The organism is bacterium, assembly GCA_023382385.1.
Taxonomy (GTDB): Bacteria; Electryoneota; RPQS01; order RPQS01; family RPQS01; genus JABWCQ01.
This window is the reverse complement of the sequence record JAHDVH010000002.1, coordinates 710,313-725,502: the sequence shown is the minus strand read 5'-3', so window position 1 is coordinate 725,502 and position 15,190 is coordinate 710,313. Positions and strand designations below refer to the sequence as shown.

The 15,190-nt window shown below is 54.3% G+C and carries 18 protein-coding genes; 14 read left to right on the top strand and 4 right to left on the bottom strand.

Going from position 1 to position 15,190, the window contains the following annotated elements; all coding sequences use genetic code 11:
• Positions 1-7 precede the first annotated feature (7 nt).
• The 9 genes from KJZ99_07425 (at position 8) to KJZ99_07385 (ending at position 7,813) form a co-directional block, all read left to right on the top strand.
• Complete coding sequence (locus KJZ99_07425; protein ID MCL4305730.1) at positions 8-1,111, top strand: hypothetical protein; 1,104 nt, start codon at positions 8-10, stop codon at positions 1,109-1,111.
• A gap of 19 nt (positions 1,112-1,130) precedes the next feature.
• Positions 1,131-2,354 carry a hypothetical protein gene (locus KJZ99_07420; GenBank protein MCL4305729.1) on the top strand — a complete coding sequence of 408 codons (1,224 nt, stop codon included), beginning with the start codon at positions 1,131-1,133 and terminating at the stop codon, positions 2,352-2,354.
• A 118-nt stretch (positions 2,355-2,472) separates the two neighbouring features.
• A complete protein-coding gene (locus tag KJZ99_07415) occupies positions 2,473-2,835 on the top strand; it encodes a hypothetical protein (GenBank protein MCL4305728.1) in 363 nt (120 codons plus the stop codon).
• Between the two features lie 71 nt (positions 2,836-2,906).
• Entirely contained in the window at positions 2,907-3,401 is a 495-nt protein-coding gene (locus KJZ99_07410; protein MCL4305727.1) for a ferritin, read from the top strand.
• 145 nt (positions 3,402-3,546) lie between these two features.
• Positions 3,547-4,020, top strand: a complete 474-nt coding sequence (locus tag KJZ99_07405) for a hypothetical protein (protein ID MCL4305726.1) — start codon at positions 3,547-3,549, stop codon at positions 4,018-4,020.
• Positions 4,011-5,549, top strand: coding sequence for a T9SS type A sorting domain-containing protein (locus KJZ99_07400; protein ID MCL4305725.1), 1,539 nt, complete (start codon positions 4,011-4,013; stop codon positions 5,547-5,549). The genes KJZ99_07405 and KJZ99_07400 overlap by 10 nt, the downstream gene beginning before the upstream one ends.
• Before the next feature lie 211 nt (positions 5,550-5,760).
• Positions 5,761-6,084: a ferredoxin family protein gene (locus KJZ99_07395; GenBank protein MCL4305724.1), complete on the top strand. Its 324-nt coding sequence runs from the start codon at positions 5,761-5,763 to the stop codon at positions 6,082-6,084.
• A 3-nt stretch (positions 6,085-6,087) separates the two neighbouring features.
• Positions 6,088-7,053 (top strand): aldo/keto reductase, encoded by a 966-nt coding sequence (locus KJZ99_07390; protein ID MCL4305723.1) that lies wholly within the window; start codon positions 6,088-6,090, stop codon positions 7,051-7,053.
• Positions 7,054-7,093: 40 nt separating this feature from the next.
• Positions 7,094-7,813 carry an alpha/beta hydrolase gene (locus KJZ99_07385; protein MCL4305722.1) on the top strand — a complete coding sequence of 240 codons (720 nt, stop codon included), beginning with the start codon at positions 7,094-7,096 and terminating at the stop codon, positions 7,811-7,813.
• Positions 7,814-8,264: 451 nt separating this feature from the next.
• On the opposite strand, the gene KJZ99_07380 is transcribed toward KJZ99_07385, so the two are convergent.
• Positions 8,265-8,480, bottom strand: a complete 216-nt coding sequence (locus tag KJZ99_07380) for a hypothetical protein (GenBank protein ID MCL4305721.1) — start codon at positions 8,478-8,480, stop codon at positions 8,265-8,267.
• Between the two features lie 105 nt (positions 8,481-8,585).
• Here KJZ99_07380 and KJZ99_07375 point away from each other — a divergent pair, with 105 nt between their 5' ends.
• The 5 genes from KJZ99_07375 (at position 8,586) to KJZ99_07355 (ending at position 12,562) form a co-directional block, all read left to right on the top strand.
• Entirely contained in the window at positions 8,586-9,047 is a 462-nt protein-coding gene (locus KJZ99_07375) for a hypothetical protein (protein ID MCL4305720.1), read from the top strand.
• A 30-nt stretch (positions 9,048-9,077) separates the two neighbouring features.
• Positions 9,078-9,722, top strand: coding sequence for a hypothetical protein (locus KJZ99_07370; protein MCL4305719.1), 645 nt, complete (start codon positions 9,078-9,080; stop codon positions 9,720-9,722).
• 150 nt (positions 9,723-9,872) lie between these two features.
• A complete protein-coding gene (locus tag KJZ99_07365; protein MCL4305718.1) occupies positions 9,873-10,892 on the top strand; it encodes a hypothetical protein in 1,020 nt (339 codons plus the stop codon).
• A 13-nt stretch (positions 10,893-10,905) separates the two neighbouring features.
• On the top strand, positions 10,906-11,268 hold the full coding sequence (locus KJZ99_07360; GenBank protein MCL4305717.1) for a carboxymuconolactone decarboxylase family protein: 363 nt from the start codon (positions 10,906-10,908) through the stop codon (positions 11,266-11,268).
• Positions 11,269-11,299: 31 nt separating this feature from the next.
• Positions 11,300-12,562, top strand: coding sequence for an aminotransferase class I/II-fold pyridoxal phosphate-dependent enzyme (locus tag KJZ99_07355; protein MCL4305716.1), 1,263 nt, complete (start codon positions 11,300-11,302; stop codon positions 12,560-12,562).
• Positions 12,563-12,636: 74 nt separating this feature from the next.
• Here the strand turns inward: KJZ99_07355 and KJZ99_07350 are convergent, their stop codons facing one another.
• The 3 genes from KJZ99_07350 to KJZ99_07340 form a co-directional block, all read right to left on the bottom strand.
• Entirely contained in the window at positions 12,637-12,939 is a 303-nt protein-coding gene (locus KJZ99_07350; protein ID MCL4305715.1) for a T9SS type A sorting domain-containing protein, read from the bottom strand.
• Positions 12,940-13,016: 77 nt separating this feature from the next.
• Complete coding sequence (locus KJZ99_07345; protein ID MCL4305714.1) at positions 13,017-14,333, bottom strand: glycosyltransferase family 39 protein; 1,317 nt, start codon at positions 14,331-14,333, stop codon at positions 13,017-13,019.
• A gap of 75 nt (positions 14,334-14,408) precedes the next feature.
• Entirely contained in the window at positions 14,409-14,951 is a 543-nt protein-coding gene (locus KJZ99_07340) for a metal-dependent transcriptional regulator (GenBank protein ID MCL4305713.1), read from the bottom strand.
• Between the last annotated feature and the right edge of the window lie 239 nt (positions 14,952-15,190).

Sequence of the window (15,190 nt, the reverse complement as noted above, 5' to 3'; positions counted from 1 at the left end):
ACACAGCATGAAAAAGTTTGTGATTGGGCTACTCGCCCTCATGTTTGTACTCGCATCGTCTGCCTCTGCAACTATCCGTTATGTCTCTGCTTCGGGTGCGGGTGCCTTTACCACTATCTCAGCCGCCGCCAGCGCCGCAGTCTCCGGTGACACGATCCTGATCGGGCCGGGCAACTACTCCGATGGCAACATCAATGTCTTCAACAAGCGTCTGACCTATATCGGTGCAGGATGGGATCAGACAATCATTGCACTATCCGCAGTGTGGTACGCCAACACCTCCGGTCAGAATGGCACCTCGTGGGAAGGCATGCAGGTCAATGGTTCCGGCCAAATGTTCTTAATGGCCAATTCCGCGGACTCCATTTCCTTTCGCCGCTGTATTATCGGTGGGACATCCGTCGGCAGTCGGTTGATTGACGGCCAAGCTGGCCGCAGTCTTACGGTGGAAGACTGCATTCTGTTGGGCAATCTGACGACGACGGGTGCCCCGATGATCGATATCACGACCGCTAATTATCCGACGACCTTCCGTAATTGTGTTTTCGTCAATCGTGGTGGGCACACCTCTTGCCGCGCCATCGGCGGGGCTGCCACTTCGGGGACAGTCGAAGTGTACAACTCGGTGTTCTTGAATTTCTCAACTGTACTTGCGTTGAGCGCTGCGGGCGGTCCGGTGATCGCAGTCAACAATATCTTCTACGATTGGCTGGCTTCGCCGAGCTTCGGTTCATACAACACGGGAGCCAGCGTCTGGGATTATAACTCCTCGACTGCTTCACCTGCCGCACCGGGTTCCAACACGACTGTCATTACCTCCAATCCCTTCGCCAATTATAACACCGCCAATAACTACGAATTCGGCATCACCGATCTACGACTTGACCCGGTTAACGGCGTCAGTCTGATTAACAGCGGACATCCGAGCCTGCTTGACTTCCTCGACGGTTCGCAATCTGATCGCGGTGTCTATGGCGGACCCAAGCCGCTCGTGGACAACGGCATGCCCAACTATCCGTGGGCTGTGAACATCGTGCTTAATCCCAACCTCGTCGGAGTCGGCACTCCCGTCAACGCCACCGCAGTAGGTCGCGTCGGACCGCAATACTAAACCAAAGGAGAATCTCATTATGAAGAAGATTCTTCTGCTCGTAATGCTGGCCGCGTGCTCCTGCGCGTTCGCGCAATCCGCTGTGGTCACGCAATGCGAATGGTTTATCGGCGCCGACCCGGGCCTCGGCAACGGCAACGCGATCTCTATCGGAACCCCCGAAGCTATCGAAGATCTGAGCTTCTCGTTCGGCACCGGTTCCTTTAACGCCGGAGATCTCGTGCGCGTACAGCTTCGTTGCCGAGCCGACAGTCTGCGCTCCGGTGCAACCAACGTCTGGGGTCCTGTTACCGATGCCGTCGTGGCGCTCTCGCCCGCATTGGGCAGCGTTCGCGTCATTACGTCCATGTCTTATCAAGTGGACAACAGCAGCTTTACAAACATTGACGTCACCGATGCTCCGCTCACGACGCTCAATGACGTGGTTGCAACAATCGGTCTGACCGACGGTTTGCATCGCCTGCGTGTGCGTGCCACCGACGATCTCGGCCGCACCGGTATGATTCATGACGGTTTCTTTGTCATCTACAATCCCGCAGGTATTGAATCGCGCGTCGTCACGCAGATGCAGTATCGCATTGACGGCGGCCCGTTCACCACGATTGACAATCCCGATGCGCCAATCATGAACCTCGCCGACGTCATCGCGACCAATGCTCTGGAGCTTGGCCTGCATGTGGTGGATGTGCGTTCCTTTGATGACCTTGGACGCGTCGGTCCCGTGCATCGTGCATTCCTGATTGTCAGTTCACCGTTTATCGGCGGCGAAGCGCGCACGATTGTCGCGGCGGAAGTCTTCCTCGGAGCAGACCCGGGTGTCGGCAACGGGATCGCAATTCCGCTTCCGCAGGATGGAGCCTTTGATGAAGGCACCGAAGATTTTCTCGAAGTTTACACCGGATTTCCCGTTGGAAATTATCGTGTCGGGTTCCGCACGCAGGACGATCTTGGACGCTGGTCGCAGGCAGAATATGATTCATTACTCGTCGGCCCGATTCTCGTCATCAGTGCAGTCGGCAACGATGTCGTGTTGAACTGGCAGTTTCCCGACGGCATTGATCAGTATTACATTCATCGCGCCAACGTCAGCACCGGACCTTACAGTGTGATTGACTCTACGGTCGCACGCACCTACACGGATCCCGGTGTCATCTCCGGACAGGATCGCGGATTTTACTACGTGACCTTCAGCGATGATTCGATCTCGATTCAGCAGCCCGGCGGAACGCCTGTGCACCGGTAGCGGTTGCCTTTCACGGTTATTCCTTGTAAGTTACGGGGTGAGTCTAAAGGCTCACCCTGTTGTTTTTCCGGAACATCTGATAGCTTTATGCGTTCAAAAGAAACCGGGGAGGAGAACCATGAAAGACAAACTCTTGTGGTTTGGAACTTTGCTCTGTCTTAGTGCATTTCTGGGATTCGCGACCGTAGCCGATGACTTCCGGCATCTGAATGAACTGGCTGCGGTGGCTGCCATTTTCGCCCTCGGCGCGGTCATGACCGGGATCGCATTGCGCGCGAAACGCAGGCACTACATGATCCCCGAAAGCCGGAGCCTTTGGTCGGGAATTGTTCTGACACTGTTTGGAATTCTAGGCTTCGGCTTCGTGGCTGATGACTTCAAACACGCTGGCGAAGTGCTTGGCAGTGCCGCTGTGCTGCTCGCCGGAGTTACTTTGCTGTTCCTGACGTGGCGGAAGCACAGACTTCCTTCACCTGATTAATAGATTCATCCGTCGCGCCGCGACGAGTTTCATCGTCTGGCGGCGTCCACCGTTCATAACATGGAGCCGATATGCTTTCCAAGAAAATGTACGATGTGCTGAATGCACAAGTTAATCACGAACTCGAAAGCGAGTATGTCTATCTGCAGCTCGCCGCGTGGTCCAAGGCACAGAACCTCGAAGGCTTCTCAAGCTGGATGAAGCATCAGGCCGAGGAAGAGCGCGAACACGCGATGAAGATCCACGACTTCCTGATTGACAACGGTCATGAAGTCGAGCTTACGGGAATCGAAAAGCCCAAACTGAATATCAAAACTCCAATTGACGTCTTCAAAGCGTCGCTCAAGCACGAGCAGAAGATTTCCAAGAACATTCACGATTGCTACACTGCGGCTTTGGCTGAAAAGTGCTATCGCTCTCAGGTGATGCTGCACTGGTTCATTGAAGAGCAGCTCGAGGAAGAAGCGACGGCATCATCTATTCTTGAGAAGCTCGAGAACTTGAAGGACAGCCCGTCCGCCATCTACTGGATCGACAAGGAACTCAAGAAGCGCGGCAAAGAGTAGCTTCTCTAACTAACAATTATTCAAAGAGCTGTGAATCTTTCACGGCTCTTTTTTTGTGGGATGGCACTTGCTTATTGACTTAGTGCTGACAGCAAGCTATACTATTGATGTGCTTTCGGGCATATCCAGGAAAGGTGGTGCTGCCATGAAACTTTTTGTTTTCTGCTTAGCCGTTGCTGTTTCGACTGCGTTCGGACAGTGCGAGTTTGATGTGTCCGCCAGCGATGCGACGTGCAGCGAGGCGAATGACTGCTTGAGTGTCATCGACTGCGAAGTCAAAGTCTTCACCGTCCCCTGTTCGGGTTGCTACTGCCTGAAAGTGCGCTTTGAATGCGGAGAAGAGAAGTGCAAGTATTGTCGAGTTTGTGCTAATGTCTATGACGGGGGGTCTCGCATCTCGACCTCCAATTGCCACAACCCGGACTGCCTAAGTGGGTCACAATGTTCGGTGGATTGTTGCGAGGGTACGCATCAAAACGTCTTCTATCTTGAGAGAGACCGCGAGTACAAACTCTACGTCTGCAAGAACGAATGCGACAACGTGGGGTGCGATGAATGCCCGGACGAGTGTGTTGCGATTGCCGAACTTCACCAAGCCAATGCAACACTATGCGAGTAGCCTTATTGGGACTTGCGTGTTTAACCGTTCAGGCGGTGACCTTCGCCAGAGTATGGAATGTTCCGGCGGAAGCGCCGAGCATTCAGGCCGCGCTCAACTTGTGCGAAGTGTTGGATACAGTTCTGGTTCAACCGGGCGTCTACAATGAATCCCTGAATGCACCGGTCGTTCCCGTTACGTTGATTGGCGCAGTTTCGGCATTTGACAACTTTCCCGTCACCATTGATCCCTCCACATTGCCCGCTCCGGATTCGATTTCGTGTCTGGCCATTCATGACGCACCGATGCAAATTGACTCCATTCGATTCCGAAATGCACCCGCCATGTTTCCCAGAAGAACGGGGTTCCCCTGCGGCGGAATCGTCGCGTCAGCGGATGGGGTTGTGCTCAGACACTGCAAGTTCGATTCCGTCTACTCGTGCGTCTTGACCAGTGGAACCATGACGATTGCAAACTGCAGTTTTCACACGTTGTGGAGAGGCTGCATCTCATCAACGTCATCGCTTCACGTCGCTGAGTCTACCCTGAGCGGTGTCGCCTTCTCGCTGCTCACATCCCGGCAGAGTCTCGTTGCAGACCGCTGCACCTTCGGGGGTGATGGAACACAGTATCTCATCCATGCCAGCGGCCAGATCGAGATTTCGGGGTGCCTTTTTGGACCTTTTGACCGCGGTGACTTCATTCGATTATACTTTTATGACGCAACCGGACGGATTGCCAATTGCTCGTTTGAACAATTTGCTGATGAGTCCCATGGGACAGTTCACCTTCAATCCTCCTGCAATGGTTCGATCCGCTTCTCGAACAACGTGTTTCGAGATATAGATTGCAATAATTATCTGGTCGCTGTAAACGAAGTGTGCGAACCGCTGCAACCCGTGCTGATGACCGGTAATCTATTTGAGTCCTGCTCGGTCAGCCCTGCTCATTCGCGCGGAGTCTCCGTGTATGCTGGCGACGCGACGATCGAACAAAATTCGTTTCGCTCTCTCGACGGTCAGAATACTATCGCCGCCGTGCACGTAAATCAGGACTCAACAACTCTGCGCAGTAACATCTTCATTGATACCGACTACGCGGTCAGGGCGGAACGGCTCGTGGATGCACGGTTCAACTACTGGGGAGATTCCACCGGTCCCTATCACCCGACGCTTAATCCAAGCGGACTTGGCGACGAAGTGTCCGATTCTGTGCTCTTTGAGCCGTGGTATCCGGATACCAGTTTTGTGATTGAGAGTGCTGACGAACGGGCTGAATTGCCGATGGAGTTTTCACTCTCCGTCTTTCCAAATCCGTTCAACTCGACCGCGCGGATTGAACTTTCTGTCCCGCAACCTTTCATCGCGTCAATCGAGTTAACCAACATCCTCGGTCAGCGCGTGCGTGAGCTTCATCGCGGACCCGTCTACGGCAGGGAGACAATACTTCTCAACGCCAATGAACTTGCCAGCGGTCTGTATTTTGTTCGCGTCTCCGACGTCATCCGCCGATCCGTCACACAAACTCAAAAAATCGTGCTGATTAAGTAGGATGCCTCTCCTCCGCCTTGCATCTTAACTCCAAATTACCCATATTTTACGCGGCCAATGGGCCACCGCAAAGCGGACAGGAAACTGGCCGCTTTTCTTTAATAATCAATAGCTTAGGTTGTCGCTACCAGGCTCCGACGGGCTGTGGCGGCGCGAACTTTGTGCGTTCGGCGGGTCGTTTGCCCGCTGCGTGCACGATGGAGATTGCCTCGTGACTTTCGTCATTACCGAAAAGTGTATCGGCGAACGCTACGCCTCCTGCATGCAGGTCTGTCCGGTGTATTGTATCTATCCGGCGGAGTATAACGGCGAAGTGTTTGCCGTGATTGATCCCGAACTTTGCATTGACTGCGGCGCGTGCGTGCCGGAATGTCCGGTGGAAGCGATCGTCGATGATCCGGATCTGGCGCCCGAGTGGGCGAGGATCAACGAAGAGCTCGCGCCACAGTTCAAAGACAGTCCGATGCCGGAAGTGCGGCCTGCGACCGATCCTCCTCGCAAGGGGAACGTCTACAACGATCCGAGAAAGAAGTAGTCCATGGAGACGCGTCGCTTAGGCAAATCCGGGCTGCATGTTTCCGAACTTGCGCTCGGCACGATGACGATGGGCTGGCGCAACGACGAGAACGAATCGCATCGTATTCTCGACGTTGCATTCGACAACGGCATTACTCTGATTGATACGGCGGATGTTTATTCGCGGTGGGTGGAAGGAAACCCGGGCGGAGTGTCTGAAGAGTATATCGGCAAGTGGCTGAAGACGAAGTCGCGCTACGACGTGGTGATTGCCACCAAGGTGCGCGGGCGGATGTGGGACGGGCCTTCGGGCGAAGGGTTGTCGCGCATGCACATCATCAAAGCCTGCGAAGACTCGCTGCGGCGGCTCAAAACGGATCACATCGATCTCTATCAGTGTCACTATCCCGACGAAGACACGCCGGTCGAAGAGACAGTCGAAGCGCTGGGCGAATTAGTGAAGCAGGGCAAGGTGCGTTATCTCGGAGTTTCGAATTTTCCGGCGTGGCTGCATGCGAAGGCCAACGGATACGCGGCGATGCACGGACTTCCGCAGTTTGTTTCGACTCAACCGAAATACAATTTGATATGCAGACGCGACGTCGAGAGAGAACTCGCCGCGTATTGTCAAGACGCGGAAGTCGGTGTGATTCCCTATTCGCCGCTGGAAGGCGGACTGCTGACGGGCAAGTATCGGCCGAATGAAGTGGGACCGGACGGCGCGCGGCACACGGTCAACGGGCGGGCGCAGGAGAAGCTGACTCCGCAGGTGATTCGCACGCTGGAAGCGCTGGCACAGGTGGCAACGCAACGCGGAGAATCCATGACGCAGACGGCGTTGGTGTGGATGCTTTCCAAAGAGTTCGTCACCAGTCCGATTGTCGGTGCGACGTCGGTCGAGCAGTTGATGGATTCACTTGGTGCGGCGGGCAAGAGACTCTCGCTTGAAGAGCTGGAGTTGTTGGATCAGATCAGCGAAGGATTGTAATCCGTTCACGGGCTTTTTTAATTTCACATAAGAACCTTCCATGTTAAAACACACTTCCATCGGCAACGGCCCGCCCATCGTGCTGCTGCCCTCCATGCTCGGCACGTCAGAGTCCGAATGGGGTCCGCACGTCAAGACATTCGTCGATATGGGCCATTCGGTTTTAACCGTTGACTGGCCAGGTCACGCGCAATCCGACTTGACGAAATCGTTCACGTTCCGCGTACTGGTTGAAGAACTTGACGCGCTCTTTAAGCATTTGAAGACCGAGCCTGCTCTTATTTTCGGGTATTCGATGGGAGGCTATGCGGCGCTGCATTATGCGTTGAAGAACGCGAATCGCGTGGTGGCAATCTGGATGCACGGGACGAAGTTCTATTGGTCCGGCGAAGAAGCAGAGAACATGGCCGCAGAGCTTGACATTGAGTGGCTGGAAGAGAATAAACCCGAGCGTTTGGAGAAGCTGCGCGCGATTCACGGCGAGGGGTTGGATGAGCTGATGCCGTGGCTGTCGAAGATGGTGACGAATCTGCCTGACACCGGACTGACGGAACTTGAGCTTGAAGACTTCAAGATTCCGGTGCTGGTGACGGTCGGAGATCGCGATGAACTGGTGCCGGTTGCGGAAGCCGCAGATCTGGCGGAAGCTTTGCCGAAGGGACAGTTGGCCGTATTTGCGGACACGAATCATCCGATACAGTCCGCGCGCGATCATGTCTTGATTCCGGTGCTCAAGGATTTTCTGAACCGATTGGATTAGTAGAATAGCGAAGCAGGATTTGACGCGGCGGCTCGGCAACGGGTCGCCGCATTTTTTTTGCGGGTGTTTTGCAAGGGAAGCGGAGGGATCCTTCAGCCGTGGCGGCTTCAGGATGACGACTTACACTTGTTGATGGGGTTTGCGTTTTGAAGGACCCACTTGAGCAGATTCTTCACTTCGTTCAGAATGATAAAGTGGGAAGGCGATGCGGGGTAAAAATTGGACAGTCTGCCCAATTCCTCCGAACTGATTCTTGGTTGACTGGTGCTAATATAATACAATATTTTGTGAAAGTCAAGTGGTTTTCGTAAAAATGTTGTAAACATTTGGGCAAGTTTGAGTTAGCAGGTGTGAGGCAAGATGAAAACGGGCCATCACAGAGTGACAGCGCATTTCCCTTCCCCCAGTCTCCGACCTTTCAGGTCATTAGCAGGAATTGAAGTTCTTCGCTCTACTGCTTCATGTCCAGCTCTTTGGTGAGTGTTTCGAGCGCCCAGGGGGCACCCAGCCGAATGCCGTTGACATCAATGCCGTACTTGCTCATGCAGAGATGGATGGTGCGGCGCGACACACCGAGGGCGCGGGCCGTCTTGGTGACATTGCCATTGTGCGCGGCGAGACTCATGGCTACATAGGTTCGACGGAATTGATCCATCGCTTCGTCCATGTGCCCTGAGATGGACCGGTTATCCTGAAGGGCAAAAGGGGCTTAAACCTCGGGCGGCTTGCGGTTGTCCAACCTACAGAAACCCGATAAAACCGGAGAGGGACCATGAGACCCCGAATACTTGTCATCATTGCGATTGCCAGTCTGCTGGCTGCAGCACCGTTGTTCGCCCAACCGGGACCGCCGGAAGGCGTGCCTGCACCGAGGGAACTAAGCAAGCAGGAACGGAAGTACCTACGCAAATCAATGAAACACAGAAATTTGGCATTGAAGTATCAGCAGAAAGCCATGCGCCACAAAGAGATGGCGCGGATGCAGGGACGTGCATTTCGGCATGAGCGCCTTGGTCTTGGACCACAGGCAATGGGCGGGATACCATTTATGCACCGTCCGGACTTTTCGCCGAGGTTTGACGGCGTGGGTCCGCATGGAGGGCTGGATCCGATGATGCGACGAGGGCCAGAAGGACAGGGACCGCAAATGGACGGACTGGGGCCGCACGGCATGCAGCGAAATGGCCCGCCGCCCAGACGCAAATGTGACAAGTCGCGCTGCCGCGCAAATTAACGGATGAACAACTCTTGAGGGAGCACAACTATGAAGAGAACCCTTGCACTTGCCGCCATACTGGGCGCTCTATTGATTGCGGGCAGTGCCGAAGCGAGCCGCCGCGATGATCTTGAACGTATCCGAATAGAAGGCCGCATTCAATCGATTCGCGGACAGATTGCTTACGTGCTCAGCGACTGCGGCACGACGTTTCGCGTGCATCTCGGCCCGCAATGGTATTGGGATGAATGCAACTACTATCTGCGCAGCGGCTCGTGGGTGACAATTGTCGCGTGGCGCGATCGCTATGACGACTACTGTTATGCAGGTCAGATTCGCGGACGTGATTTCTGTTATGACTTGTGCGACAGCCGAGGTTATCCGCGCTGGACGGATCGCAGTTATTGTGATCACAATTGGGTTCCGCGCCGGTCGTTTTTCGACGTTCACTTTTTCATCAGCTCGCCACGACCGCACAGTCATCATCGCACGTGGCAGAGCCACGATCGGCATGGTGGTGACAGAGATCGAGGACGGGACTACAACTGGGATAGGGACAGGAACAGAGATCGCGATCGGGATCACAACTGGGACAGGGACAGAAATCGCGATCGGGACCGAGATCGGGATAGAGACAGGGATCGCAACCCGGGTCGTAACGACCGAAAGACGCGTCCACGCGACAGGCGGTAGGTTCAGCAGGCGAACACTGTTCGCATGTTCAAGCAGAGCGGCTCGCGGGGGCCGCTCTGTTGCTTTCGAAAATCGGACTTGAAGAGTAGCGGAGGTTAGCTTATCTTAAGGATAGTGCATTTCTGAATGGTGTGGGCTATCTCCTGATTTATGATTCTGACCCGCTTACTCTGCGTCATGTTCGGGCTGCTTCTGCTGGAGTATGAAGTTGCCGAAGCTCGTATTCTCGGTGAAAGTGAGCCGAACAACACATTTCAGCAGGCGAATCCGATACAATGCGGAGATACGGTGCTCTGTGCTCATCTCGACGGACACGGAGCGGACTTCTTCCGCTTTCAATTGCCCGCCGGAGACTCGGTATATATCCGGACGTTCTCGTGCGAGACTCCTGAGAATACGATGATTCTGCTCTACGACAGTCTGAATACTCTAATTGGCGTGGACGACAACAGCGGTCCGGGAGCATTTTCGACGATTGCTCTGTTTCCACTGACGACGCAGATGTGCTACTTGCAGGTGCTCGATCCCTCAGGACAATCCACAGGAACGTACTCGCTCGCTCTCCAATGTCAGCATATGTTCAGCGGGCCGCATGATTTGTGCGCGAATGCGCGGCCCGTCACATTCTTCCCGTACTACGACGAATCCACAACGTTTGGAGCAGGTTCAGAGGGCGGAACGGCGGCGCCGGACGTGTTCTACAGACTCTCGCTGGCGACACCGGCCGATCTATATATTCAGGTTTGTTCGGAGTTCTTCAACGCGCGGGTGCAGATTTTGTCACAATGCGTTTCCGGCTATCTTGATGACGCGGACACGGGAAGCTGTCTGCTTGGAGCGGACCTTTACTCCTACGGCTTAACGGCACGGGACTATTTGATTATGGTGGAAGGAACGACGGCGAATCAGTTCGGTGAGTTTTCAATTGAAATCAGTCCCGCGCTGGGCGAGTGTCCGCCGGTGCCGAATCTCCTCATCTTTTCGGTCGGGAACGTGCCATTTCTCGATTGGCCGGACGTTGCGGAGGCCGATTACTACCTGATTGAGGGTGCGTTGAATGGCGAGGGTCCGTTTGAAGGAATTACCACGACCATTGAAAGCTACTGGCAGGATTTCAACGGGTTTGCCTTAGCGCGCCGATTTTACAGAGTGCGCAGCATCTGTCACTAACTAACTTCCTTCCATGTCTACTCTCGTCGCAGACTTCGAAGCCTACCGCGCGCGGATGAATCAGCGCATCCTCGGTGAAGACCATCAGGCAGTCAAACGCTTTTTCGGTGTGGACACGCTTACCTATCAGGACGGCGCGCTGGACCGCAGAACAAAAGAGATGCTCGGACTCGTCTCGTCGCTGGTGCTGCGCTGCGACGACTGCGTGCGCTATCACATTCTCGAATGCCGCAAGCTTGGAGTCTCCGTGCCCGAGTTTTTTGATATCTTCTCCGTGGGCTTGGTGGTGGGCGGTTCGATTGTCATTCCGCACATGCGGCGCGGCGTTGAATTTCTCGATGAGGTCATCGCGGGGGAAAACCAAAATACTGTATAACCCTACTATCTATTTTAACCTTTGAACGACTATGGAAGATTCTAAATTACGAGACGCTATTGAACAGTTCTATTTACGTTATGGGTTCGGCACTCGCTGTCTGCATGCGGGCGAGAAGGTCGGGCAGCCAAAACTAAAGAGTCACACCAACGCCATATTTGCGACGTCCACCTTCACCTTCGACAACGCCGAAGAGGGGGCGGATTTGTTCGCGCGTCGCACGTCCGGATATGTGTACACGCGGCTGGGCAATCCGACCGTGGTGGTCGCCGAAGCGAAGTTAAATGCCTTGGAAGGCCGCGACGTCAAACTTGCTAACCCTGAGAGCTGCATCGCTTCGCTTCTTTACTCCTCGGGAATGGGCGCAATTGCCGGACTATCCTTCGCACTACTGCATCCGGGTGACGTGCTGCTGCGCGGCGAAACGCTGTACGGTTCGACCGACGATTTCTTTCAAACGATGCTGCCGAAATTCGGTGTGCAGTCGATAATCGTGGATACCGGAAAACTCGACGAACTGAAAGCGGCAATCGAGAAGTATCCGCAGGCGAAGATGCTGTTCTTTGAGACGCCGACCAACCCGCTGCTCGAGCTAACCGATATCGAAGAAGCTATTCGAGTCGTACGCGAAGTCAACCCGGAAATTGTGGTCACGGTGGACAACACGTTTGCGACTCCCTACTTGCAGCAACCGCTGTCGCTCGGCGCAGACGTCGTCATGCACAGCACCACAAAGTATCTTTCCGGTCATGGCGCGCTGATCGGCGGGTCGCTGACCACCAAGCACGAGTGGATCAAGGAGGAACTCTATCACACGATGAAAGACACCGGCGCGTGTCCGTCGCCGTTCGACACGTGGCTGCTCAATATGGGTATGAAAACGTTGCCGTTGCGCATGGACAGACACTGCGCCAACGCGCAGGCGATTGCCGAATGGCTGCAGCGTCATCCGAAAGTTTCACACGTCTATTATCCCGGACTGCCGGGGTTTCCGCAGTATCGTCTTGCGCAGAAGCAGATGCGTCTGCCCGGCGGGATGATTTCGTTTGAGATTGCAGGCGACTACGAGGCGTCCAAGCGTTTGCTGAACAGCGTGCACGTCCACACGCTGGCGGTGAGTCTGGGCTGCGTGGACTCGTTGATTCAGCATCCGGCTTCCATGACACACGCCTCGATGACCCCAGAAGCCCGCGCGCATGCCGGTATCACCGACAATCTGATCAGATTGTCCGTCGGCATCGAGGAGGTCGACGATCTGATCAATGATCTGGATCACGCGCTGTCCAAGATTTGATAGTCGTCACAAGAACGTGTAACAAAAGAGCCGCATTGAAAGATGCGGCTCTTCTTTATCGGTTTTGCGAAAGACTACTTCAGATACATGAGTTTCGCTGTAGACCTCGCGCCGTCCGCTCCTCGTAGTCGCGCAAAATACAATCCGCTTGAAAGCGACTGCGGGTGCCAGTCTCGAATGTGCACACCCGCGTTGATTCTGCCGTTAAATACTGATGCCACCAACCGGCCCGTTAAATCAAAAATCTCCAGCGCAATCTCCTGTTCAAGCCGCACGACAAATTCAATTGTCACCACGCTGTTAAACGGATTCGGGTAGGCATTTCCGATGAAACTGTGGTCGGTCGAGCGCGGTTCAATTTTGTCAGTTGTTTCCAACTTTAAAGAATTCAGTCGCTTTGAAAAGTCTGGATAAGTGGGCTATCTGCAACTTTGCTACTGTGGAGGCCGTTGTTTCACATCCATCCGATGATTTTTACTGACTCAAACATCCAGATTCCCATGAAGATTCCGATTGCGAGCAGAAGCGAAAGTCTGCGCCATTGCGGAGCACTGTTCCATGGTTGATGTTCGACATAAGCGGCCATACCCAGAATCACTGCGGGCATAACGGGAAAGTGATAGCGCGGCAAACCATAGCTCACGAATGCTGCGAGCGCTGTGAGCCAAAGCTGCAGAATGAAGAATCCGCGTGCGGGAAATTTCTTGACCAAATAGAAGCCGGATAAACCCAGCAAAACCAGAATCGCAAACGGAATTGACATTAGAACCAATGCACCAAGAGGCTGCTTGTGCAGTGTTTCGGCAAGCGTCGCCCCGCGCACGGGAGCAAAGTGCGCCAGCATCGCCATATCGGTGGACCAGAGATAGGCGAACTTCGTCGGCCAGTTTTGCAGCGTCGCGCGCACATGGCCTCGAGCGTAGTCAGTCGCCGCACTTGTCGCCGCGACGTCGCGCTGTGCTTCGCTGCGCGCTTCATCGGGAATCAGCCTTTGGACGCGCTCGTCAAAGATGTAGGCTCCAGTCGCATACGGATTATTACCAATCAGCAGATTGATGCCGCCGTTGGTATTCAGGGCAAAGCGGTCTGCCACAACCTGATTACGAATCATCCACGGGAGCATGACGACGATTGCCGCAAGCAGAACAATGGACACTGCGCGCGCGCGCAAGGCGAACGGAGTCTCGTGACGAATCAGGAACACATAGATAAACACCGTTGCCAATAGAATTGCGCCGGCGGCGCGGGTCAGACACAGCAATCCCAGCACGGCACCCAACATAATCGCGTCGGTGATCGTGTAGCCCCTTTCATCCATCCGGTCATGCAGCCAGATGGCCAGCACCCAGAAGAATGTGAATACAGTTTCCGTGAGGAGAAGCGAGGAAAACACCGCAGCTGCGGGATAAAGCATCCAGACCGCACACACGAGATACGCTATATTCTCGGAGAACCGCTTGCGGGCGACGAGATAGAGCAGCAGTCCCGTCGCCAAACTCAGAACCAACTGCACGTAATAGAAGAGTTTGAAGTCCCCACCGCCAACGGACATTGTAGCAGCGACCATATACGGCACGAGCATATCGCGATAGGCAGTCGGCTGTTTGTTCAAAACAAAGCCCTCTCCGAGCCAGATATTCTGCGCAATCTCAAGATATTCCGGCTCATCCGGCGCCCGAAGCAAAGCTCCGTCGGGACGCAACTCAAGCACAAACAATCTGAATCCGGCGCCGATAACCATCAGCGCAAGCAGAATTGTGACCCGCTGCATGCGGCACTCCTTGACTCTAAATGAGAAAACGGAGAGGTCGTCCTCTCCGTTTACAATTGCTAAACTTCCGAATAATCAGCCCGCCATGCGGTTCTGTTCTTCCATTGTGATGCGCAGGTTTACGAGGCAATCCGGACTGGCATACTCCCCGCCATTACAGTTCGTCACATGCTTCACAAATGCGGCCAGGCGCTCCAGCGTGTTTTCTTCTAAGTGGTGCTCCATCGTAGAGGCTTCGCGCTCCGCGGCCTGTGCTTCAACCCCCAAAACCTCCACCAGAAACTTGCGCGTCAGATCAAACCTGTCGCAAATCTGCTGGCCAATTCGTTCACCGTCTGCCGTAAGTTGAATCTTACCATAGTTCTCTTGTGACGCTAAACCGAGGTCTCGCAAACAGTTGACTGCGTGCCGTGCCGTCGGCAACCGGACGCCCTCCGCGCGCGCAAGATCCGTTAAGCGCACGCCATCTGTTCCACGCGAAAGCTGATACAACGTGCGCAAATAGTTTTCGCGCGTCGCTGTCAGACCCTCAATATTGTTTTTCGAGAACTTGCCCGGCTTGCTACCGTTGCCGTTCGTATACGGCTTGCCGTTTCCATTGCCGTTGTAGTTCATCATCCCCGTAATCGTTATAGTTACTTCATGTGTGGGCAATCAACATACAACATTTTTCTCGTCAAGGCAAGTGACGCGTGAGTTGCGCGCAAGGATTTTCAGACCACAAATCACGACTTACGAAAGTGTGGAGGAACGGTCGTGCAGAAGTGAGCACGGAGCTATAATTCATAAGTTGAGCATTGTCATATTGATTTGAAGTGGTGTGCATATTCAGCATTCCTGATAAGGTTGTAGCCTTT

Bases quoted from the DNA above. Each gene is read 5' to 3' on its own strand.
- KJZ99_07360 (MCL4305717.1), top strand. From the start codon at position 10,906: ATGTCTACTCTCGTCGCAGACTTCGAAGCCTACCGCGCGCGGATGAAT.
- KJZ99_07385 (MCL4305722.1), top strand. From the start codon at position 7,094: ATGTTAAAACACACTTCCATCGGCAACGGCCCGCCCATCGTGCTGCTG.
- KJZ99_07405 (MCL4305726.1), top strand. From the start codon at position 3,547: ATGAAACTTTTTGTTTTCTGCTTAGCCGTTGCTGTTTCGACTGCGTTC.
- KJZ99_07370 (MCL4305719.1), top strand. From the start codon at position 9,078: ATGAAGAGAACCCTTGCACTTGCCGCCATACTGGGCGCTCTATTGATT.
- KJZ99_07400 (MCL4305725.1), top strand. From the start codon at position 4,011: ATGCGAGTAGCCTTATTGGGACTTGCGTGTTTAACCGTTCAGGCGGTG.
- KJZ99_07375 (MCL4305720.1), top strand. From the start codon at position 8,586: ATGAGACCCCGAATACTTGTCATCATTGCGATTGCCAGTCTGCTGGCT.
- KJZ99_07410 (MCL4305727.1), top strand. From the start codon at position 2,907: ATGCTTTCCAAGAAAATGTACGATGTGCTGAATGCACAAGTTAATCAC.
- KJZ99_07415 (MCL4305728.1), top strand. From the start codon at position 2,473: ATGAAAGACAAACTCTTGTGGTTTGGAACTTTGCTCTGTCTTAGTGCA.
- KJZ99_07390 (MCL4305723.1), top strand. From the start codon at position 6,088: ATGGAGACGCGTCGCTTAGGCAAATCCGGGCTGCATGTTTCCGAACTT.
- KJZ99_07365 (MCL4305718.1), top strand. From the start codon at position 9,873: ATGATTCTGACCCGCTTACTCTGCGTCATGTTCGGGCTGCTTCTGCTG.
- KJZ99_07340 (MCL4305713.1), bottom strand. From the start codon at position 14,951: ATGATGAACTACAACGGCAATGGAAACGGCAAGCCGTATACGAACGGC.
- KJZ99_07345 (MCL4305714.1), bottom strand. From the start codon at position 14,333: ATGCAGCGGGTCACAATTCTGCTTGCGCTGATGGTTATCGGCGCCGGA.
- KJZ99_07425 (MCL4305730.1), top strand. From the start codon at position 8: ATGAAAAAGTTTGTGATTGGGCTACTCGCCCTCATGTTTGTACTCGCA.
- KJZ99_07355 (MCL4305716.1), top strand. From the start codon at position 11,300: ATGGAAGATTCTAAATTACGAGACGCTATTGAACAGTTCTATTTACGT.
- KJZ99_07380 (MCL4305721.1), bottom strand. From the start codon at position 8,480: ATGGACGAAGCGATGGATCAATTCCGTCGAACCTATGTAGCCATGAGT.
- KJZ99_07420 (MCL4305729.1), top strand. From the start codon at position 1,131: ATGAAGAAGATTCTTCTGCTCGTAATGCTGGCCGCGTGCTCCTGCGCG.